Annotated in this window: 16 protein-coding genes and 1 tRNA gene; 5 read left to right on the top strand and 12 right to left on the bottom strand. The window is 58.5% G+C overall.

Translation table 11 applies throughout. The annotated features are described in order from the left end of the window. Window positions 1–3 precede the first annotated feature (3 nt). On the bottom strand, window positions 4–1,698 hold the full coding sequence (locus ABH944_RS04185; RefSeq protein ID WP_404604451.1) for a thiamine pyrophosphate-binding protein: 1,695 nt from the start codon (window positions 1,696–1,698) through the stop codon (window positions 4–6). A gap of 280 nt (window positions 1,699–1,978) precedes the next feature. On the opposite strand from ABH944_RS04185, the gene ABH944_RS04190 reads away from it, so the two are divergent. Both ABH944_RS04190 and ABH944_RS04195 read left to right on the top strand, forming a co-directional pair. Beyond that, window positions 1,979–2,701: a GntR family transcriptional regulator gene (locus ABH944_RS04190; RefSeq protein ID WP_404604450.1), complete on the top strand. Its 723-nt coding sequence runs from the start codon at window positions 1,979–1,981 to the stop codon at window positions 2,699–2,701. A 198-nt stretch (window positions 2,702–2,899) separates the two neighbouring features. Further along, window positions 2,900–2,984 (top strand) — tRNA-Leu (locus ABH944_RS04195). 228 nt (window positions 2,985–3,212) lie between these two features. Here the strand turns inward: ABH944_RS04195 and ABH944_RS04200 are convergent. From ABH944_RS04200 to ABH944_RS04240, 9 genes are all read right to left on the bottom strand, one after another. Continuing rightward, on the bottom strand, window positions 3,213–4,358 hold the full coding sequence (locus ABH944_RS04200) for a porin (RefSeq protein WP_404604449.1): 1,146 nt from the start codon (window positions 4,356–4,358) through the stop codon (window positions 3,213–3,215). Between the two features lie 291 nt (window positions 4,359–4,649). After that, window positions 4,650–5,885, bottom strand: a complete 1,236-nt coding sequence (locus tag ABH944_RS04205) for a porin (protein WP_472975125.1) — start codon at window positions 5,883–5,885, stop codon at window positions 4,650–4,652. A gap of 10 nt (window positions 5,886–5,895) precedes the next feature. Next, window positions 5,896–7,452: a tripartite tricarboxylate transporter permease gene (locus tag ABH944_RS04210; protein WP_404604447.1), complete on the bottom strand. Its 1,557-nt coding sequence runs from the start codon at window positions 7,450–7,452 to the stop codon at window positions 5,896–5,898. Window positions 7,453–7,465: 13 nt separating this feature from the next. Continuing rightward, window positions 7,466–7,969, bottom strand: a complete 504-nt coding sequence (locus ABH944_RS04215) for a tripartite tricarboxylate transporter TctB family protein (RefSeq protein ID WP_062087161.1) — start codon at window positions 7,967–7,969, stop codon at window positions 7,466–7,468. A 90-nt stretch (window positions 7,970–8,059) separates the two neighbouring features. After that, on the bottom strand, window positions 8,060–8,440 hold the full coding sequence (locus ABH944_RS04220) for a VOC family protein (RefSeq protein WP_062087159.1): 381 nt from the start codon (window positions 8,438–8,440) through the stop codon (window positions 8,060–8,062). Window positions 8,441–8,519: 79 nt separating this feature from the next. Then, complete coding sequence (locus tag ABH944_RS04225; protein ID WP_404604446.1) at window positions 8,520–9,530, bottom strand: tripartite tricarboxylate transporter substrate binding protein; 1,011 nt, start codon at window positions 9,528–9,530, stop codon at window positions 8,520–8,522. 41 nt (window positions 9,531–9,571) lie between these two features. Then, window positions 9,572–10,507, bottom strand: coding sequence for an ABC transporter substrate-binding protein (locus ABH944_RS04230; protein ID WP_404604445.1), 936 nt, complete (start codon window positions 10,505–10,507; stop codon window positions 9,572–9,574). 201 nt (window positions 10,508–10,708) lie between these two features. Further along, window positions 10,709–11,449 (bottom strand): FCD domain-containing protein, encoded by a 741-nt coding sequence (locus ABH944_RS04235; RefSeq protein ID WP_404604444.1) that lies wholly within the window; start codon window positions 11,447–11,449, stop codon window positions 10,709–10,711. Window positions 11,450–11,703: 254 nt separating this feature from the next. Then, window positions 11,704–12,783: a YncE family protein gene (locus ABH944_RS04240; protein ID WP_404604443.1), complete on the bottom strand. Its 1,080-nt coding sequence runs from the start codon at window positions 12,781–12,783 to the stop codon at window positions 11,704–11,706. 220 nt (window positions 12,784–13,003) lie between these two features. Between ABH944_RS04240 and ABH944_RS04245 the strand changes: the two genes are divergently transcribed. Together ABH944_RS04245 and ABH944_RS04250 are read left to right on the top strand one after the other, a co-directional pair. Further along, window positions 13,004–13,237: a hypothetical protein gene (locus tag ABH944_RS04245; RefSeq protein ID WP_404604442.1), complete on the top strand. Its 234-nt coding sequence runs from the start codon at window positions 13,004–13,006 to the stop codon at window positions 13,235–13,237. Window positions 13,238–13,699: 462 nt separating this feature from the next. Beyond that, window positions 13,700–14,608 (top strand): PleD family two-component system response regulator, encoded by a 909-nt coding sequence (locus ABH944_RS04250; RefSeq protein ID WP_404604441.1) that lies wholly within the window; start codon window positions 13,700–13,702, stop codon window positions 14,606–14,608. Window positions 14,609–14,676: 68 nt separating this feature from the next. On the opposite strand, the gene ABH944_RS04255 is transcribed toward ABH944_RS04250, so the two are convergent. Together ABH944_RS04255 and ABH944_RS04260 are read right to left on the bottom strand one after the other, a co-directional pair. After that, the gene (locus ABH944_RS04255; RefSeq protein WP_404604440.1) at window positions 14,677–15,618 is read right to left on the bottom strand and encodes a diguanylate cyclase domain-containing protein; all 942 of its coding nucleotides are present in this window, start codon (window positions 15,616–15,618) and stop codon (window positions 14,677–14,679) included. A gap of 3 nt (window positions 15,619–15,621) precedes the next feature. Next, window positions 15,622–19,593: a response regulator gene (locus tag ABH944_RS04260; RefSeq protein WP_404604439.1), complete on the bottom strand. Its 3,972-nt coding sequence runs from the start codon at window positions 19,591–19,593 to the stop codon at window positions 15,622–15,624. Between the two features lie 328 nt (window positions 19,594–19,921). Between ABH944_RS04260 and ABH944_RS04265 the strand changes: the two genes are divergently transcribed. After that, entirely contained in the window at window positions 19,922–20,593 is a 672-nt protein-coding gene (locus ABH944_RS04265) for a cation diffusion facilitator family transporter (protein WP_404604438.1), read from the top strand. The last annotated feature ends 71 nt before the right edge of the window (window positions 20,594–20,664 follow it).

The raw sequence follows: 20,664 nt of genomic DNA on the forward strand, positions 1-20,664 counted from the left end.
TCCTCAACCCATCCACTGACTGACCGGTGCGGCGGTTTCCTGCAGCGGCTGTGAAATGACATCGACCAGCGCCGGGCCGCCATGCTCGATCGCCGCCTTGAGCACGGCATCGAGCTGCGCGGGGTCTTCCACGCGCCAGGCTTTCACGCCGTATGCCTCGGCAATGCGCGCGTGGTCGGTCCGGTCGAAGTCGACTGAAAAATAGCGTGCATCGTAACCGGCCTTCTGGCTCGCCTTGATCCAGCCATAGACCGAGTTCGAAAATACGATCATCAGCAGCGGCACCTTGCGGCGCACGATTGTCTCCATTTCGCCGACCGTGAAGCCGAAACTGCCGTCACCCATCACGGATACCACCTTGGTGTCCGGCCTCCCGATTGCCGCGCCCATGCCAGCGGACATCGAAAAACCCAGTGCGCCGTGGGCTCGGTTGGTAATGAAATGGCGGCCGGGTTGCGAGGCCTTGAAGTAGGCCGAAAAATACGGACACGGCGTACCGGGATCGGCGACGACAATGGCATTGGGAGGAAGCAGCCTGTTCAACGCGTCCACCACGCGCTCAGGTTTGATCGGACGATCCAGCGACTCCGCCAGCGGCTTGAAAAGCGCCCACTTTGCTTCCTGCGCACGGGCAACGATCGCGCGGCCATCGGCGGCATCGGCAGGACGGCTGGCAAGGCGGCTTTCGACCGCTTCGTTCAGCATGGTCAGCGCGAGCAGTGCGTCGCCGGCCATACCGACCTCCGTCTGATAGTTGGCTGCGATGACCATGGGATCGGAGTCGATATGCAGGATGGGGACAGATCGGCTCGGCACACGCCAGTGCTCCGTCGAGGTCGAGCCGACGCGGCACCCGATAAACAACACGAGATCGGCGGCGGACAACACTTCGCGAGTCGCACGCACGCCGCCATTCGATCCGACCACACCCGCATTGAGCGGGTGCGTGTCGGCAAGGCTCCCCTGTCCGCTGACCGTGGTGCAAACGGGGGCGTTGAGTTGACCGGCGAGCGTCGCGAGCGCGGCGCATGCGCCCGAAATCACGACGCCGCCCCCGCATACGATCACCGGAGACTTCGCGGCAACCAGCTTTTGCGCCGCGCGATCGATGTCGTCGGGCGCGGGCGCCGAGCGCATCGAAGGAAACGTGTCATGGCCGGGTTGTGCCCAAAGTTCGGCGGGATCGACTTCATGTTTCTGCACGTCGTACGGCAGGCAAAGGTGCGCTGTGCCTGGCCTTCCGGTCGTCATCGCCCTGAAGGCCGCACGAACGGCGCCCGGGATCTGGCCGGCGCGATCGATCGTGGTGTTCCACTTCGTCAGCGGCCGGTACAGCGCCTCCTGGTCAAGTTCAGTGAGCGGATATTTGCCGCGTGAATCCACCGACACATCCGATGTAATTCCGAGCACTGCGACCGACGACTCGTTCGCCTCCACCAACCCGGGCAGCAGATAGGTCGCACCACCCCCGCTCGGGCCTTCGCACACGCCAACTTTGCCCGTCACCCGGGCATAACCGTCCGCCATGTAAGCCGCGCTGCGCTCATCGCGTGTCAGGATGTGGTCAATGCCGTGATCGAGACGCTGGAGCGCGTCATAGAAAGGCAGGCTGGTGTCGCCGCACAGCCCGAAGATATGCTTGACGCCATTGAGACAAAGCATGTGCACCATTGCTTCCGCGCCGTTGAGTTTGCTCATGAACGTTCCTTGGTTCTTGTTCGCGCAAAACGCTGCCGTTGATCCCGGGAGCAGATAGCCGTCCGCTCCCTGTTGTCGAAATGTCACCCTTAAGTGTCCACAAGTATATCCACGTTTGGATACATTTCAATAATAATCGCAACTTGGAAAGGGCTGATGATTGACCATCGTTACGGCCAGCAACTTTTCAGCGAAGGCTTGATGCTGAACCGATGATGCCTCCAGTACCAATGCGTTATACTTTTTTTGTATACACGCAAGAATACCGAGAGAGACGGATATGCCACGACAAACGACGAAACCAGACGCTGCTGCGGCGAAGCCGAACCTGGCTGGCGAAGTATTTGCCCGCCTTCGCGACATGGCCATCCGGTACGAATTGAAACCGGGCGAACGGCTGAACGAAGTCGAACTGGCGGAGCGTCTGGGCGTGAGCCGCACACCGGTGCGTGAAGCGCTTTACCGGCTCGCGCAGGACGGCTTTCTCGTGGAGTCGGGCCGCGGTTACAGCCGGCGTCCACTGGATGTGAAAGAAACGCTCGATCTCTATGAAGCGCGCAGCGCAGTCGAAGCCGAGTGTGTGCGCCTTGTCGCGCTGCGTGGAACGGACAAGGCCCTCGACGACGTCGAAAAATTTCTGGAGAGCAGCATCAAGACGCCTTCAAACGCACCCGCAGCCAAACTCGTGGAACTCGATGAAGGTTTCCACGAACGGATCGCCCGCGCGGCGAATAACGCCGAATTGCTGCGGATGCTGACGAGCCTCAACGAGCGTATCCGCTTTATCCGGTGGATCAGCATGGAGACGGTCGGCCGCGACAATACGCAGGCGGAACACCGGCGGATTCTTGCGGCGTTACGCACACGCGACGCCAGTGCTGCCGAGCAAATGATCCGGGGGCATATCACGAAACGGACCGATCAGATCGTGGAAGCCATCACGACCGGGCTGGCGCGCATTTACCTCGGGCCCGCTATCGTCAACGAGCGGCTGAAAATCTGAAAATGCCGGGCGTGCCGGCAATTGATATTGACTGCGTCCGCTTGAGGACTCTGCTGGCGGTTCCTCGCCTTCGCGAGAAATGCCATGAAACGCTGACTCCCGCGCGGCCGCTTTCCTGTCCTTTTTGATCCATTTCTTACGCGGCCATTGACAGCTTTGAATCGTTCGCTAAAATAGCACTCTTCGCTGTATCGGTTGGCCCAGGTGGCGGAATTGGTAGACGCACATGGTTCAGGTCCATGCGCCGCAAGGTGTGGAGGTTCGAGTCCTCTCTTGGGCACCAACAAGTAGTCTGGTAGGACAGTAAGGGTAGTAAAAGGAAAACCCCGTAAAGCCTTGAGCCTGCGGGGTTTTTTGTTTTTGACGTCGGGGTTGGCATTTCGAAAGGCCAAAACGAGGCCGAAGCCCTGCCTCCTGTCGGATCTCCCCTTGTGGGATGCAGCGCGCGCACCTGGCACTATCCTCCAGTGCAAGTCATGGATTCCCGCGCATATTCAACGCTTCGTCATCCTTAGAACTTGGTGGTAATGCCGAGGATGACAGCGACCTGACTGGGCGTACTCGAACTCGATTCGAGGTCACCGATCGAACCCGCCGCAGATACGATACCGGTGCCGGCTGCGTTGAAGGTCGTGCCTCGTGCATGCGAGTACGCGCTGATGGCGTACAGCGTGGTGCGCTTCGACAAGTAGTATTCAGTGCTGGCGGCAACCGTGTGATAAGTGGCTGATGACGCACCCGTCGATCTTGTATAGACGTACCCTACATTGAGCGCCAGCGCAGGCGTAAGCAGATACTGGAGCGACGTTCCGCCAGTATTGAAGGTTTCCGTCCGGTTGAACGCCGCTAGTTTAATATACGGTTTCCATTGCGCGTTGCTGTAACGAATGTTCGCCGTGAACGGCCCTATTACATACTGCGCCGCTACATGGGCGATCTGGCGCGAGCCGACGAACGAGACGCTGCCAAACAGTGGCGTGACCGAATTGTTATGGGTCAAGTCGGCTGTCCCCACCCCGGCCGCTCCGTCATTCTTCGCAAAGATGTAACCCGCCGCCACGCTCAATGGTCCGCGTGTGTACGCCGCAGCACCGGAAACCGTGTCTTGCGATGAGATGCTGCCCGCCACGCCCCCAAGGGCATACATCAATTCGTATTGCAAGCCGCCATAGATCGGACTCGTGTACTTGATCGAATTGTCGATCCGGAACGTGTTGTCGTTGTTGTCTGCATCGCCCGGTGTGGTGAACGCCGGACCGTAGGCGTCAGCCGTGATCGGTTGCACCAGGTCGACAGTGGGATCGAGTTGACGGCCCATGGTTATCGTCCCGAGGGACTTGGACGCGAGCCCGACCCATGCGTTCTTGCCGAACTCGCGACCGCCCTGGCGCAACGTGCCCGAATTGATATCGAAGCCATTCTCCAGGTTGAAGATCGTTGAGAATCCCCCTCCCAGGTCCTCTTTGCCCTTGATCCCCCATTGGTTAGCCGTCAAGTCCGCGCCCTGCATGGCGAACAACGAATGACCACCCACATTGTTGTAGTAGGCGAACGCGTTATCTATTTCGCCGTAAAGCGTAACGCTGCTTTGAGCGTAGGAAGTCGAAACTCCGCTCAATGCAGCCAGGGCAAGACTGGGAATCACGAGGCGTCGCATGGTATCTCCTTCAATATTGACAAGTTTTTACTGGCTTCATTTTTATTAGTACACCTACTATTTATACCGGCTCTGCCGCGTACTGTTTGCTCCGCGGCTCTTTCACTTCGCCTGTACCACGCATCCGCTTAACAACCGTTCATCGTTCTTACTGTAAACGCTAGGCTGCTAACTGTCGACAATATACATAAGTAATTGGATGTGCAAGTAGGTTTAGCCCGGGAACCTCCAGCAATTGTTGTTAACCGCCCGGTTTTTATATGTCCGCAGAAAAGATCGCCGAATGCGCGCTTAAAATTTATGGACGATGCCGAGCATCACCGCCACCTGAGTCGGTGTCCCCGAGGTCGGCGCAAGGTCGGAGACCGCGCCTCCGGCGGGCACGAGCGTTGAGCCATCGGTAGAAAATGAGGTACCGCTAGCGTGCGTGTAGCCCACGGTTGCGTAAAAGTTCGTGCGTTTGGATAAGCCGTACTGGGCCGTGGCCGCCCCCGAGTTATAGGTGGCCGAAGCATTTCCGCTGGATCGCATATACGTGTAGCCAACCGCAAGCAATAACGCGGGCGTTGCCTGCCAGCCCAGCGATGTCGCGCCGATATTGAACGTCTCGGTGCGATTGAACGCCCCGAAATTCAGATAGGGCTTGAACTGGGCGTTGCTGTATCGGGCATTGGCAGTGAAGTCGCCCAATACGTATTGCACGCCTGCCTGTACGATCTGGCGCGAACCCACAAAGGCAGTCGCGCCACTCAATGGCGTCACCGAATTATCGGCGGTCGGATCGGATGAACCCGCTCCACCGCGATCGTTCTTCGCAAAGAAATACCCGCCCGCAGCACTGAATCCGCCGTTGGTAAAAGAGACTGCGGCTGAATAAGTCTGACCCGATGTCGTGCTGCCAGGCACGCCACCGAACCCGTAAAGCAACTCGTACTGGAATCCCGCATAGCTTGGGCTGAGATATTTCACCGCGTTGTTGACCCACAGCGAGTTATCGTTATTGTCCGCATCGCCCGGTGTTGAAAACGCCGCCCCATAGCCGTCTGCGGTGATGGGCTGAACGAGGTCGACGGTCGGATCGTTCTGACGTCCCAAAGTCAGTGTTCCGAACGCCTCGCTCGACAAGCCCACATAGGCTTGTCGCCCGAATTCGCGGCCGTCCTGGTCCAGCGTGCCGTTGTTGATCACAAAGCCATTTTCCAGTGCGAAAACCGCCTTCATGCCGCCGCCGAGGTCTTCTGCGCCTTTGAGGCCCCACTTGTTATCTTCCTGCCCGCCGCCTTGCATCTGGATCAATGAGTGACCGCCTACGTTGTTGTAGTAGGCCACCGCGTCGTCCAGCGTGCCATAGAGGGTGACACTGCTTTGCGCCCAGGCGTTCGAACCTTCTAACATAAGGATCACTAAGCTTAGTGATAGTCGATAGACAGTCATTGTCGTTCCCACGATCGATCGGGTAAATTCAGCGCGAGCCGCCCCCTTGGCGGCGCGGAGATCCGCGCCGTCGGCAGGTTCGTTGGATATCAATCAGGCAGCGTCAGTGCCGATGTTCAGCGAGGCGCTGTTCCGCCAGACGTTGCTCCGCAATGCGGGCTTCGGCCAGTTGCAGGTCCTTGACCGGACGACGCTTGCTCCAGATCGAAGCCCCGATCATGAGGACAGCGCACAAAAGCAGGCCCGCCGCGATCGGGCTGCGGACAAACACGGTCGGGTCGCCATTGGAGATCGTCAGCGCCTGCCTGAACGACTGCTCGAGCGTATGCCCGAGAATCAGCCCAAACAGCAGCGGCGCTTTGGGCACGTCAAGTTTGCGGAACAGGAAACCGACTACGCCGAAGCCAAGCGCGAGGTACAGGTCGAAGACATCGTTGTTGAATGAATAGACACCCGCCGAAGCTATGCCCAGGATGAGGCACAGCAGGATACCGGGCGGCACATATAGAATCTTGGAGAGAATGCCTACCAGAGGCAGGTTCAGCACCAGCAGCATGATGTTGCCTATGTACATGCTCGCGATCAGCCCCCAGACAAGATCGGGCTGCGTGTGAAACAGCATGGGGCCGGGCTGGATGCCGTACATGATGAACGCACCCATAATCACGGCCGTCGCCCCGGAGCCCGGCACGCCGAGGGCAAGCAGATGGACGAAAGCGCCGCAGGTGTCAGCATTGGTCGCGGCCTCTGGGGCAGCGATACCCTCCACCGCACCGTGCCCGAATTCCTCGGGATGCTTGGAGATCTTCTTCTCCAGCACGTACGACAGCATCGCAGCCAAGGTGCCGCCCAGGCCTGGCGCAGCACCACACAGGAAGCCCACCGCAGTGCCGCGGAAGATTGCCGGACGGGCGCGTTTCCATTCCTTCTTCGTGAACCACAGCTTGCCTTCCACCTTCACTGAATGCAGCGTCCCACCGAGCGTGCCTTCCACCATCCGGCTGACCTCGGCGATCGCGAAAAGCCCGACGACGACCACAAGAAAGCTCACCCGGTCCTGAAGTTGTGCGAGACCCATGGTGAAGCGCGGCACGCCGCTCTGCAGGTCGATGCCAATGGTCGCGAGGCCCAGCCCCATGAACACCGCCATCATGCCCTTCGCTATCGAGTTGCCATTGAGCGCACCAACGGTAGAGAGAGCGAAGAAGATGAGCGCGAAGTATTCGGTCGGGCCGAAGTGCAGCGCCACCGCAGCGAGCGGCACGGCGACGAACGAGAGACACGTCACACCGATCATGCCTGCAATGAAGGAACTCACGCCTGCAATGGCGAGTGCGGCCGCAGCACGACCTTTGCGCGCCATCGGATAACCGTCGAGTACGGTCATCACGGCAGCGGCATCGCCCGGGGTGTTCAGCAGAATGGCTGTAACTGCGCCGCCGTACATGCAGCCGTAATAGATGCCGGTCAACATCATCAGCGCAGTAATCGGGTCCATGCCGAAGGTGACAGGAATCAGCAGCGCGATCCCCGCCGATGGACCGATGCCTGGCAGATGACTAATCATCGTACCGATGAACACACCGATCAAGGTATAGAGAAGGTGGGTCGGCTGGATGGCAACAGCCAGTCCATGCAGTATCCCGTACAAGCTTTCCATGTGGTGCTCCGCGTCAGATCGATAACAGGCCGGCGGGCATTGGAACGCCCAGCACCAGGGAAAACAGCAAGTCGAAAACAAGCGTGAAACCGAGTGCGACCGCAATATTCGTTTTGTGGCGGTTTCGGTTGAAATACGTGAGCAGACCCAGCAGGAACACGGTCGTAGCAATCAGGTAGCCAACACGATCGAAGCACACGTAATAAAGCGCAGTCCAGGCCACCATGCCGACCAGGACCAGTGGCGAGTGCCTGATGCTTTTACCTGGATTGGTGCCTGGTTCATCAGCCGCAGGCGGTGTTTCGGCGAGCGGATTGATCCGCAGCTTGTGCCGCCGTTCGAGCAGCAGCAACAACGCGGACGCTATCAGTCCCACGCCGACGAGCGCCGGAAAAGCCTTGGGTCCAAGCGGATCGCTCAGGCGCACTTCCGGCAGGCGCATGTCCATGTACAGATATACGGCGGCAAGCACGATCACGCCGATGGCAAGCTGCGCGTCACCCTTTAAGCTTTTCACGTCTCCTCCTTATATTTCCATGCACCGGCGCGCCCGTTACACAGGCGTCGCCGGTCCTGCAATGGCACTGGAACTACGTTATTCCGCGCTCTATTTCTCGTTGTAGCGTCCGGGCTTCACGACCTCGGCAATCGTGCCATCCGGGGCGCGGAATTTGAGCGCCCCTTCGCCCTTGGCCGAGAGGATCGTGCCGCCATATTGCTTGATCTTCTCGGCCGCCAGTTCCTGATCGTCTACGGTCACGCCCCAGTGGTGCAGACGCGGTCCCTCTCCCGCAATAGTCGCCTCATGCGAATCCTCGCTGTCGTATTGCATCAGCGTGAAGTCGATGTGGCCGTCGGTCATGTGCCGCGAGATGTGCTCCCGGTTGCGGCCGGTCTTGACCTCCGTAAAACCGAATACTTCTGTATAAAACTTGGTCGCCTCTTCGAGATCGTTGACCTTGACGGCGAGATGGACGATGCGTGACATATGGTTCTCCATGTCGTTGGTTGCTACGGTGGAAAAGTCAGGGGTGGGGCAAACTCTTACGAATATTTCCGCTATGCGGCTACTTTGCGAGACCGAGGTCTGTAAGAAGAGACGTCAGCCGCTTCTGTTCCCCATTCAAAAAAACTTTGGTTTCGGCGCTATTCTTATAGTCAGCAGTCCAGAGGTTACGCTTGACTGCTGCGCTCCATTCGGGGGATGAGGTGGCCTTCTTCAACACGTTGTCCCACCAGGCGATCTCATCCGGGGTCATGTTCTTCGGCCCGACGAGCACCCGCCATGTGCTGAAATCCACGTTCACACCCTGCTCTTTCCAGGTCGGCACAGTGGCCAGATCACCCGCTTGTCTCGAATCCGAAGGAATTCCGATCATTCTGACGCGACCCGCCTGACTCGGTCCAAGCACGACTCCCGCAGGTGTTGCGCTCGCGGTGACGTGCCCGCCCATCAGCGAGGTGACCGCTTCGCCGCCTGAATCGAAGAACACTATTTTCAGCTTCTTCGGGTCCTGCCCAGCCGCCTTCAGTACCAGGGCGGCGGCGTCGTGGCTCTGGCCACCCGGCGAACTGGACACCGCCATGCTGACCGCCGAGGGATTCTTTTGCAGCATCTCGATAAGATCCTTGCCCGTCCTGATCGGCCCTGACGCCGCGACCGCAAAGACGACGGGCTCGGTCACGAAGACCGCCAGCGGGGTCACGTCGTCTACGCCTACCGTGCTGATGCCGGTGATGCGGTTCGTGATGAGCGGTAGTGCCTGCACGCTGACGTAGTGGCCGTCTCCGGGATGCGAGTTGATGTACGCAATGCCAACCGTACCGCCGCCGCCCGGACGGTTGATGACGGTGACAGGCTTGCTTGAGAGCTTGTCTTGCTGGATGACGCTTTGCAGCGTGCGTCCTACGAGATCCAGCCCGCCGCCGGGCGCGCTCGGCACCACGATCTCCACGGGCCGATGAGGCTGCCACCCGTCGGCGGCACGCACAGTTATCGAGTTGATCGCGAGAAGCACTACACATGAGAACAGCGCCGCGCTGTGGCGATTGAAGCGGGTACTACCGGTCTTGCCCATTACATCGTCTCCTGATTGTTTTTTGATCGACGTTTCGTGGCTCAGAAATTGAAGCCATCAAACGTAGTTGCAGCAAAGAGTTGATCGAGCGGCACCTCCTGGCCAATGAGTCCGTCGGTTCTCGCATAGCGCTGCAGTGCGGCCAGTTCGGGGCGGTTGGCGTCGAGTCCATAGCGCCAGTAGTCGTCGCCCATCAGCGCCTTGACCCGGTCCACCTCCGCGTTGATCCACGGATGCGTAATGCGCAGCGTGTCCGTGATGGTCAATTCGGTCATGGCGGCCTCCTTCGCTTTTACGAAAGCGGCGAATACGTTCACCGGCAACCAGGGATATCTCTCCACCAGCGAACGGCGGATGCCGATGGTGTGCATCGGCGGAAACAGACGCGTCTTCGTGAAATAAGCTTCCTCAGCTTCGCGAAAATGCGGGAACAGGCGCCGGACATTCGGATTGCGGCCGAAGCATGAGGGCGGTCTGGGCGCGATGATCGCGTCGACGTCGCCAGCATCGAGCAGTTTTGAAAGCGTCGCGCCCGAATCGATCGGAGCGATGCTGATGTCCCCTGGCAAGTCGAGCGGCATGCGCACTTCGCGCCCCGCCTGCTCAAGCCCGCCGGTGAACCAGTGGACGTCACGTGTGCGCACGCCGTGTTCGTCGTCGAGGAAACCGCGTACCCACACCCCTGCCGTCTGCTGGAAATCCGGCACGCCGATCCTGCGTCCGCGTAGCGCCTCGGCTGAGTCGATCCCGCGATCGGCACGCACATAGATGGCCGAGTGGCGAAACGAGCGCGACACAAAAGCGGGCACGCCGATGTAGCGGCTCTGGCCACGCGCCGTGGTGAGCAGGTGCGTGCCGAGGGACAGCTCCGAGATGTCAAATTCCTCATGACGAAACGCTCGCTGAAACAGCTCCTCCGCGGGACCATGAACAAAGTTGATCCGGCATCCACCGACGCTTACGCGGCCGTCAATCAACGCCCGGGTTCGATCGGTAATTTGGCATGCTAACGAAAGCTCAAGCATGATATTGGCAAACCTCTTTGACAGCGTCTTATAGCGGTGCCCAAATCAGCATCTCCGGGCATGCACATCCAATACAGTTCGTAGACCGTAATAATCAAGTCGGTCAATTTGTAATTGACCCTCCAGATTCAATCGCGTCTTCTGCCCGCCGTTCTACACGATCGGGTCGCTCATCTCCGAGTGCTTCACGGGCGACGACGAGCTTTTAGCCAGGTCATCCAGCGCCGTCAGCATGCGTTCCTTGCCATGGCTAACGTGGCTGAAACTAGCCTCATAGCTCAACTTCGCATCCTTCGACTTCAGCGCCACGACAATCTCGCGATGCTCTCGATTCGATTGCAACAAGGAGCCGCGTTGAACCAGTCCGTGCGCACGAAACAGGTGAAACTCCTTCACGAGGCTCCCATACAACTTGATCAGCCGCGTGTTCTCAGTCGAGCGCACGATGAAGTCATGGAACTCGAGGTTCACCGGATCGAAGCGCGAAAAATCGCCCTTTTCCGCCGCATCTTCCATCTCGTCGACGAATGCATCGAGCTTCGCTGCAGCCTGCGTGGTCAGGATTGGCGCCAGCAGCGATGCCGACAGGCCAATCAACCCGGCGCGCAGATCGTAGACCTCGATCGCATCGCTCTTTGTCAGCCGCTTGATAAAGACACCGCGGTTCGGAATCAAATAGACGAGCCCCAGTTCTGCGAGCGCCCGGCATGCTTCCCGCACCGGGCCACGGCTGACCGACAACTTGTCGGAAATGAGTTTCTCGTTCAGGCGCTGCCCTGGGGCTAACTCGCCCCGCAGGATCATTTTTTCGATCTCGTTCTGCACCACTCCGGTCAGGGTATGTGACTGGAGTTCGGCGACGGTAACGGTTGAGGTGCTGTAGTCGGTTGTCATGGAGTCATACTAAATTGCACTTTGCAAACTGTCAACACTTTGATAAAACGCTGCCGGCACGGACTGGTACCCACGCCTGCACCTGTCTTTTCACAGTGTTTCACAGCGTTTTCCGGCAAATCGGGATACTGGGGATTGTTCTCCGCAGGCTTGATGAAACGCTTGCCTCCAGCAAAGGCTCAATTCACGGTTTGGCCGCTCTGCCGATTGCGTCCCGCATTACGCCTGCGTGGCGTTGCCTGCCACCTCTAACCTCAAGTGGGTTCGAATACCGCAACCTTGTTACTAACGTTGAGATAGACAAATATCCTGTGCGTCTTCGGATCAACCGTCAGCGTGTGAACTCCTTTTTCCGTCATCAGGTGATCGATTACCGTATTGGCATCGAGATCCACGACTTCAACGTTGCCTGACTTGTCGCCCATGAAAGCGCGACGAGCGCCGACATCGATGGCAGTCTCGTCAATATCACCACCCTCAAACGGGATGGTCGCGATGACTTTTCCCATTGCGGGGTCGACGATCAGCATCTTCTTGTCCCGCGTCCCAATCACCAGGCGCTTGGTCTTGCTGTCGTACGCCATGGGCTTGGCGTCGGTTTTCACCCCTAAGTCCCAGACACTTTCTATCTGGTTCGTATTTGGATCGATGACGTCGATCATGTTGTCCACCGGCTGATATAAACGGTCCAGCTCCCGCACGTACAAGCCGACGTCCGGTCCGTGTTTCGCAGGACGGGGTTTCAACTCGATTGCGCTGATTTTTGTGAATGGCGGCTTGCCATCGAACATCACTTCGTTATTGCTATCGTCATTGGCCAAAAGGATTTTCCCGGTGCGTCGGTCAACGCTGATGCCATCGGGCGATTCACCGCCTGAATCCACCGTCGCGACCTTCTCGAACGTGCGTTTATCGATCACAACCATCGTGTTGCTTTTAGCATCGGAGACGTACGCATAAGCATCGTCCAGGTCGATACCGGTAGCCTCCTTGACACCCGGAATAGTTGCTTTCACCGCCAACTTTTCAGCGTCGAGGACGACAACGTTATGCGCCGGCGCCTGGCCTATCCACACTGTGTTAGTGGGTTCATCGAACGTGACCCAGTCTCCATGGCCACCTTTCCCCGGCAAATCGATCGTTTTAATCAATGCGTAGTGAGATTGCGCATGCGCAAACGAACCCGTGGCTAGCGCAAGGATGCCGAGCGCCATTGTCCTTCTGACATAAGAGAAATTGAACGGCTTCATGTTTGCCCTTTTTTGATAGCCCCCGTTGAACCCGCTTTTTATCGTCGCCCTTTCGGCGAGAAATGCTCGTTCAGCGAGTTTCATTGGTTAGACATAATTTTCTTGTCGACTGTTAATTGTCGACAGTTTATTTTGACATGCTCGATTGAATTGTCAACAGTTGGCAACTAGGTATTTACGTTAAGGATGCATGGGTCTTGGGCCCGCGCTCGGAAACACTGCACTTTTCTGTTGTGCAATGCGGCACGATGGCACATCGACTGCGACTTCCCTGCCCTACACTGGTCGGCATGGGGAAAACATCATGCTGTCGACCCGCGAGAAAGCGGCCGGCGCGACGAGCGATCCGAGATCCGCGCATCAAGGTCTGCCTCGAGTAAATTTGCTCTTCGGACCAAGTCAATACGCGATCACGTCAGAGAACGTCAATGAATTCCGAGCCCATTCATTGCCCGAGATCGGAACCGAACTCACTCGCACCTCCGGCGAACGCGCTCAAACCCAAGCACAGGACTTCAAGGAAGTGAACCGTGGCTAGATTGACCAAGTTCGAACAGCTTCCTCGACGTCCGACTATTGCCAATCATTGCGCGGCTTCTGTTACGCCAGCGCCTTCGGCCGTTACTCACTTTACGGCTTCCTAACGAAATTTCTCCGTGCACGCATTCCCGGGAAATTCGATTCATCAACGCCTGCATCCCTCATCTTTACGGAACATGGGCGTCCATTTGTTCAACCGACCTGAGTTTAACAAGGGCATGAACGATCGAATCCGAGTAATAACCGCGATCGCACTGAATACCGCGTTTTGGAGTATTCGATTTTCACACTTAACCAACAGACCGTCGGGCCGCCCTATATTAGAATGCGGCAAGGCTGCATTTTAGCGGCCGCTTCAAGCTACGATTTAAGGTCCCATACCGTCGCATTTCTCCCGATCAAGCCGCATCGGAATGCCGCATCATGGCGACGTACATCAAAAATCCTGAGGAAGAACCGAATGTCAGCAAACAGTGCGCGACTTCTTTTAGTAGACGACGATCCGTTGACGATTCGAATCATGAGTCAAATGCTTGACGCGTACCCTGATCAACGGTTCGCCACCTCGGGCGAAGCCGCCATTGCGCTTGCAAAGGATTCGCCCCCGGACCTTATTCTCCTTGACGCCGATATGCCGGGCATGACCGGATTCGACGCATGCGAAGTCCTTAAGGGCGACGCAAACCTGGCACACGTCCCGATCATTTTCGTAACGAGCCATGACGCGCCTGCGTTGGAAGTCGATGCACTGAAACTGGGAGCAGCGGATTACGTCACGAAACCGCTTATAGCCGCGCAACTCAAGGCTCGCGTGCGCGCTCAACTTCGCGTGAGACAGATCGTGAAAGATATTGATCAGGACTGTCGGGCGGGCAAGTCACGAACATGGCCGGTGACGCCGGCAAGGCCCAACCTGCTGATTATCGAAGATGACCTTTCCACCATCCAGCTGATGCGGCGAACGCTGGAGAATACAGGCACCTTACATTTTGCGGCCTCCCGCGAAGAAGCATTGCGGTTGGCGCATAGCTACGCGCCAACCGTCGTTCTTCTCGACACACATACCTCGCACAACGACGGGTTTGAAATTTGCGCGGCGCTGAAAGCCGAACCGGCGCTCGAACATGTGCCTGTTGTTTATATCTCACCTGCGGCCGACATCGACGCTGAGCAGCGCGCCCTCGACCTCGGGGCAGCCGATGTCATCGCCAAACCGTTCAAGGCTGCAGTCCTGCAAGCCCGTATTCAAAGCATCATTGACACGGCGCGACGCATCGAAGCGGAAGTTCACGCCATTATTCAATATTGGCAAACGGTGGACACTGATTCGCCGCAAGCAACCGCACGCGAACGCAAACACCCCTTATAAGCTTGAAATGGATCGCGTCATTTACGTGCGGGCCATTGTCCGGCGTGCGCGAATAGCTCGCGCCCGGCTCACGACGTCGTCAACGCACAGACGCGCGCGCGGCCCGTGCGCTTCGCTTCATAGAGCTGTTGGTCAGCGGCCTTCAACAATAATTCAGGCGTGACAGAGGGCGCCGGCACCATGGAAGCAACGCCCAAGGAGATGGTCACAACCTGATCAACATCGGAGCCAAGGTGCTCCACGTTCAATTCGCTCACGCGCGTTCGCATTCTTTCCGCCATTGCGCTCGCTCCCGCGAGTTCGGTCTTCGGCAAGAGACAGGCAAACTCTTCACCTCCGTACCTGGCCAACTTGTCATACGGCCGTCGAAGCGCCTCAAACAGAGCCCGTGCAACCAGCTTCAGGCAGTTGTCACCTGCTTGATGACCATAACGATCGTTATAAAGCTTGAAGTAATCGATATCGATCAAAATCAGTGAGAGAGGTGCGGTTTCTCTCAGGCACTGGCGCCAGTCGGTCTGCACATCCTCGTCGAATTTGCGGCGGTTCGCGACACCCGTCAAGCCGTCAAGCAACGCGCTTGCCCGCAGCAAATCACCCTGTAGCTTCAGGGTCAGGTGCGTTCGCACGCGCGCGCGCACAATCACCGGGTTGATGGGCTTCGTGATGAAATCGACCGCCCCCAATCCCAACGCGATGACTTCATCTGCCTCCTGATTCTGCGAGGTCACGAAGATAATCGGAATGGCGCCCGTCAGCGAGTCGGCCTTGAGACGGCGGCATACCTCATGCCCGTCGATGTCTTCCATCACCACGTCCAGCAGGATGAGATCCGGCAACTCAGCGCGACAGATTTGTATGGTTTGCGCCCCGCTCGTTGCCATGAACACGTCGCACTGGTCGCGAAACAGCTCGTATAGAACACGAATGTTCGTGGGCTGATCGTCGGCAATCAGGATCTTGGGACGGCGATTCGCATGAAGTAACCAGCTTTCCAGAATATGCTCCATTTGTCACGATCGCTCCAGCATGTCGCGCGCGCTGAGCGCCGCGACCGCGAAATCCAATTCCCGTACCTGCTTCAGGAACTGATCGAATTGGTCCCGCTGTTCCGAACCCGTGTGAGCAACCAGCGCCTCGGCAAGCGCGACGGCCTGCAAATTCGACGACTCGAGAAACGCCACTATCTCGTTCAGCCGCAGCTTCCATTCCGCCAACGGCAATGCAACGTCGATCACCGGCGCCTGGATTGTGTCATCTCCAAATTCATGCGCCAATGCCACGACGCTGTCCTGTAGTAGACCTCTCAGATCGGCAACGCCCTCGTCAGTGATGACAACGTTCGTTGCCGACACATCGGCGTGGCGCAAATCATACTCAAGCTGGCCGGCCCGCACCGAAAGAGCGCGCGCGCCCACCGTGCCTGCGGTCCCTTTGATCGCATGCAGCACCGAGGCGGCGCCAAGAGGCTCGCCGTCTGCGATTTGCTGGCTGAGCAACAAAAGCTGCTTTTCCGTCTGCGACGCAAAGTTATCGAGAACACTGTTGATCAGCGCAATATTGCCACCAAAACGCGCAACAATCGAAGCTTTGGTTTCGACCAGGGGTTCCGCTGTCACGTCCACTCCGGACGGGGCCTGATTGGGTGCGAACGCGAGCGGGGATTTTCTTCCGTCGATTTGAGCGTGCAGCACCGACACCAGCAACTCGACGTCGATCGGTTTCCCCACGTGATCGTTCATGCCGGCATCAAGACACGCTTGCCGATCGGCGTTCGATGCATTCGCCGTCATCGCGATAATGGGTAGCGCGGCACAGCGAGGATTCGCGCGAATGCGCCGTGTCGCTTCGAAGCCGTCGATATCCGGCATCTGGATATCCATCAGAACCGCATCGAACGGAATGCCTGCCGTGGTGGCCCTTCGCACCCCTTCGATCCCACCCTCAGCCAGTTGTACCTGAGCGCCCTCCGCTCTTAGCACCCCCTCGGCAACCTGACGGTTCACGGCGTTATCTTCGACCACGAGCAGGTTAAGCCCGGCAAGGCGAGCAGCAGGTTTGGAGGCCGGCTCCCGATGCTCGGGCTGCCGCGTACCCACAGCGCTCAGTGCACGCAGTACAACGTCGCTCAGTTGCCTCGGTGTGATCGGTTTGGTCAGGAAGCCCGAAAACGGTGCCTCTCCGCTATCGCGGGCCTCAGCCAATACTTCACGCCCATAGGCGGTGACCATCACGACCACTGGAAGAGGCAGGCCGTCTTTCGCCCCGCGAATGAGCTTTGCCGCATTCAGCCCATCCAGATCCGGCATGCGCCAATCCATCAGGACCACGTCATACGGTTGCTCGGCGTTCACCGACTCGCTGATCTTCCTGACCGCGTCGATACCGCCGCAAACCAGGTCCGCCTGCCATCCGAGCGCCGCGACCGTGCGGACCAGCAGCTCTCCTGCCATCTGGTTATCGTCGGCTACCAGCAAGCGTAAAGGCCGGTCGATGACAGGCGCCGTAGCGGGCGGGTTCGCGCCATCGACGCCGAGCGTGATGTCGAACCAGAAGCGGCTGCCGACGCCCACTTCGCTTTCAACCTGAAGGTCGCCGCCCATTAGTCCGACGAGGCGCTTGCAAATGACCAATCCGAGGCCTGAGCCGCCGAAACGGCGCGTGGTCGACGTCTCGGCCTGATTAAAGCCCTCGAAAATGCGTCCGGTCTGCTCGCCGCTGATGCCAATGCCGCTGTCGGTGACCGCAATTCGTACGCGTACCGTCGCGTCCACGCGTTGCAGCAATTCGACGCTGACAATGACCTGTCCGGTCAACGTGAATTTGAGTGCGTTGCCAGCCAGATTGATCAGGACCTGTTGCAACCGAAGGCTATCGCCAATCAACGAATTGGGAAGCGCCGAATCCAGGTCGAACAAAACCTCGACGTTTTTGTCGCCCTGATTGCCGGAGAGGACAACGCCCAGATCCTGCATCAACGGTTCCAGCTCGAACGGATGCACATCGAGCTGCAGCTTGCCGGCGTCGATCTTCGAGTAGTCGAGAATGTCGTTAAGCAGGCTAAGCAACGACTTCGCCGCTGTCTGTGCCTTGCTGACGTAGTCGCGCTGACGGAGATTGAGGTTGCTGAGTTGCACGAGATGCAGCATGCCCAACACTGCGTTCATCGGGGTGCGGATCTCATGGCTCATGTTCGCGAGGAACGACGACTTCGCAGCGCTCGCCGCGTCAGCTTGCTCCTTCGCCTCGCGCAAACGTAGCTCAAGCTGATGCTGGTCGGTAATGTCGCGGTTGATCCCTGTCACGACGACAGGCGTGCCGTTCGTGTCCCGCTCGACCCGCATCCGCGTCTGGATGTACCGGATCCGCTCACCCGGAAGGGTGATTCGAAACAGCGGGAGCTCGCCGCCATTCCCTTCAATCGCTGCATTGAGCGAATTCATCGTGGCGTCGATGTCCGCCGGATGCACGCGCGTGCGCCAGTGATCGAAATTCAAACCGCTGCCGAGCAGCGTCTTGGGTTGTTCGTAGATCTCGAACATGCGCTCGTTCCAGTGGAGCGCGTTGTCCGTCAGGTTCCATGACCAGATTCCAAGCTCCGCTGTTTGGGCTGCCAATAACAACTGGTCCCGCGCGGCCGCCAGCTCCGTGCGCTGTCCGTGCTGTTCCGTGAGATCCGTGATGACGCAGACGAAACAAAGCTCGCCGGCAACGACCATCGGGGCAGTGGAGACGTGCGCCGGAAAGATCGAGCCGTCCTTGCGCAGTCCCGCCAATTCCCGGCCGCCGCCGCTGCCGCTTCCCGTCCTGCCCTGTTGTGAAAACTGTGCGACATAGTGGTTGTAGGCATCGATGAAGCTATCGGGAACGAGCGTCCTGACATTACGGCCGACCAGTTCCTGCGACGCGTAGCCGAAGGCTTTTTCGCCAGCGGGATTGAGCGAGCGCACGACACCGTCGCCATTGATGGTGATGATCGGGTTGATCGCTGTATCAAGAATTGCACTCGTCATGTCGAGGCTGGCAGCGAGCCTCTCTTCCGCCGCAGTCCTTAGCCCGATAAGCCGGATGAGCCGAAAACCAAAAAGCGCCAGCGCGATAACCAAGGCGCCGACACCGGCCGAATGCCAAAGCGTGTCGGTCCACCAGGTCGCCAATATTTCCTGCTGCGACAAAGCGGCAGCGACGAACAGCGGATAGTCCTGCAAGCTTCGAAAGCTGTTAAGCCGCACGACGCCATCTTGTGATGACTTCGTAAGGAAGGTTCCCGATTTTGCCAGCTCGTGGGCATGAAAAAGAGCCGTCTCCGATACGTCCGCGCCCTGAAAGCGGCTCTCGAACGGCCTGCGTACGACCATGCGCCCGTTATCGAGGACCAGCGCCGCGGCGCCGCCATGCCCAATATCCAGGCTGCTATAAAACCGCAGGAAGAAATCAATGTCGATGGTCGCCACTACGACGCCGGCGAAACTGCCATCCGCGTCAACAATTCGCCGCGACACCGGAACAGTCCACTTTCCGGTCGAACGACTGAGCAGCGGCCCGCCAATGCGGGCACCACGATCCGCGTGGCTTTGATGATAGATAAAATAATCCCGGTCAGCGTTGTTATAGCTGCGTAGTTTCCCAGGCTCCGAGCTCACGACAAGCTGACCGGTTCGATCAAAAACAAACAAGCCGTTGAGTTGTGGAAGCCCGTTTAACCGGGCCGAAAACAATTGGCGAAGGCGTTCCAGGGCAGCCGGGTTGGTGCCGTCGTGTTCAACGCGCTCGGCGATGCCCATCAGTGCGGTATCGGATTCCTTGATCGTGTCGTTCGCGTGCTGCGCCATTGCGCGGGCGAGATTGGCAGTGGCCGACGTCATTTCCTTCAACTGTACCTGCCGGGCAGCCAGACTGCGCCAGATATCCGTGCCCACGAGCAAGGCACAGACCACGACGATAAATGCAGTCATCCGGAACGTGAGCGAATGCTGTTTTGCCACTATACGACCCCAAAAGATGCAAGCTGTTTCAAGACTGGTACAAGACTTTACGGCAAGAGCGCATGGCACTTGAGAAAATAGCCGAATCTCCTGAATGTAATGGGAACCTGAACCGAGGCCGGAACGAGTGAACGGCGATAACGCCCGGACCGTCGCTGCCGAAGCACATGCTGACGTTTCAAGCCGCCGCGGCCGTTCCGTCGAAAGTCCGGCCCGGCCCCACGGACAGCCGCTCCGACCGGCCCTCCCCGCAACCTCGGCCCCTGTCATATCTTCGCCATGTATGGCGGTTACGGTGCTGTACCTAGACTAATAATTCCCCTCCACGATGTCGTCGACGTCCGAGCACGGCCGCGAGAAGCATGACGCCGCCTTCAAGGCGGCCCAGGTAAGCGTTCTGCTAAACGCGGTCTTGATGACCATGCAGATCGTCATCGGCTGGCTCGCATACTCGGACGGTTTGCTCGCCGACGGCGTCCATACGCTGGCTGACCTGGCGGCTGACGGAATGGTGCTGGCGGTCTTGCGCCTCAGCGCCACGGCAGTGCGCCGGAGCGCCAACGACCAGTACGACAGATACGAAACCATAGGATCACTACTGATCTCTTTCCTGTTGATTGCGACGGGAATGGAAACCCTGTGGAGCAGTCTCGGACACGCGGTCAATGTGGCCAGTGCTTCCAGCGTTCACGCCAGCGCGCTGGTCGTGGCGGTGTTCGTGATCGTCGCCAAGGAAGCGCTGTTTCGTTACATCATGGCCGTGGCCAAACGCACCCGCTCCACCCTTCTCGTTGCCAGCGCCTGGCACGCGCGCTCGGACGCTATCTCGGCACTGATCGCCGCGGTCGGCATCCTGGGCAGCATGGCCGGCCTGGCGATATCGGATCGCCTGGCCGCTGCGGTCATCGGCGTCATGATTGCGCGCATAGGCGTGAACCTTGGCTGGAAAGCCGTCAAAGACTCTTTCGGTCGACCCGCCAGCGAAACCGCCGGACAATAAGGCCGGGGGTTGGTCCTTTCGCCCATCGAGGAAAGACCCGGTACGCGCGTTGCAAGCAATGTCTTCATCTT

The organism is Caballeronia udeis (assembly GCF_044909315.1).
Classification (GTDB): domain Bacteria; phylum Pseudomonadota; class Gammaproteobacteria; order Burkholderiales; family Burkholderiaceae; genus Caballeronia; species Caballeronia udeis_A.

What these genes read in the sequence shown, in the direction of transcription:
- ABH944_RS04185 (WP_404604451.1), bottom strand. Translation starts at nt 1,698, where the DNA reads ATGAGCAAACTCAACGGCGCGGAAGCAATGGTGCACATGCTTTGTCTC.
- ABH944_RS04190 (WP_404604450.1), top strand. Translation starts at nt 1,979, where the DNA reads ATGCCACGACAAACGACGAAACCAGACGCTGCTGCGGCGAAGCCGAAC.
- ABH944_RS04200 (WP_404604449.1), bottom strand. Translation starts at nt 4,358, where the DNA reads ATGCGACGCCTCGTGATTCCCAGTCTTGCCCTGGCTGCATTGAGCGGA.
- ABH944_RS04210 (WP_404604447.1), bottom strand. Translation starts at nt 7,452, where the DNA reads ATGGAAAGCTTGTACGGGATACTGCATGGACTGGCTGTTGCCATCCAG.
- ABH944_RS04220 (WP_062087159.1), bottom strand. Translation starts at nt 8,440, where the DNA reads ATGTCACGCATCGTCCATCTCGCCGTCAAGGTCAACGATCTCGAAGAG.
- ABH944_RS04225 (WP_404604446.1), bottom strand. Translation starts at nt 9,530, where the DNA reads ATGGGCAAGACCGGTAGTACCCGCTTCAATCGCCACAGCGCGGCGCTG.
- ABH944_RS04235 (WP_404604444.1), bottom strand. Translation starts at nt 11,449, where the DNA reads ATGACAACCGACTACAGCACCTCAACCGTTACCGTCGCCGAACTCCAG.
- ABH944_RS04240 (WP_404604443.1), bottom strand. Translation starts at nt 12,783, where the DNA reads ATGAAACTCGCTGAACGAGCATTTCTCGCCGAAAGGGCGACGATAAAA.
- ABH944_RS04245 (WP_404604442.1), top strand. Translation starts at nt 13,004, where the DNA reads ATGCTGTCGACCCGCGAGAAAGCGGCCGGCGCGACGAGCGATCCGAGA.
- ABH944_RS04250 (WP_404604441.1), top strand. Translation starts at nt 13,700, where the DNA reads ATGTCAGCAAACAGTGCGCGACTTCTTTTAGTAGACGACGATCCGTTG.
- ABH944_RS04255 (WP_404604440.1), bottom strand. Translation starts at nt 15,618, where the DNA reads ATGGAGCATATTCTGGAAAGCTGGTTACTTCATGCGAATCGCCGTCCC.
- ABH944_RS04265 (WP_404604438.1), top strand. Translation starts at nt 19,922, where the DNA reads ATGTCGTCGACGTCCGAGCACGGCCGCGAGAAGCATGACGCCGCCTTC.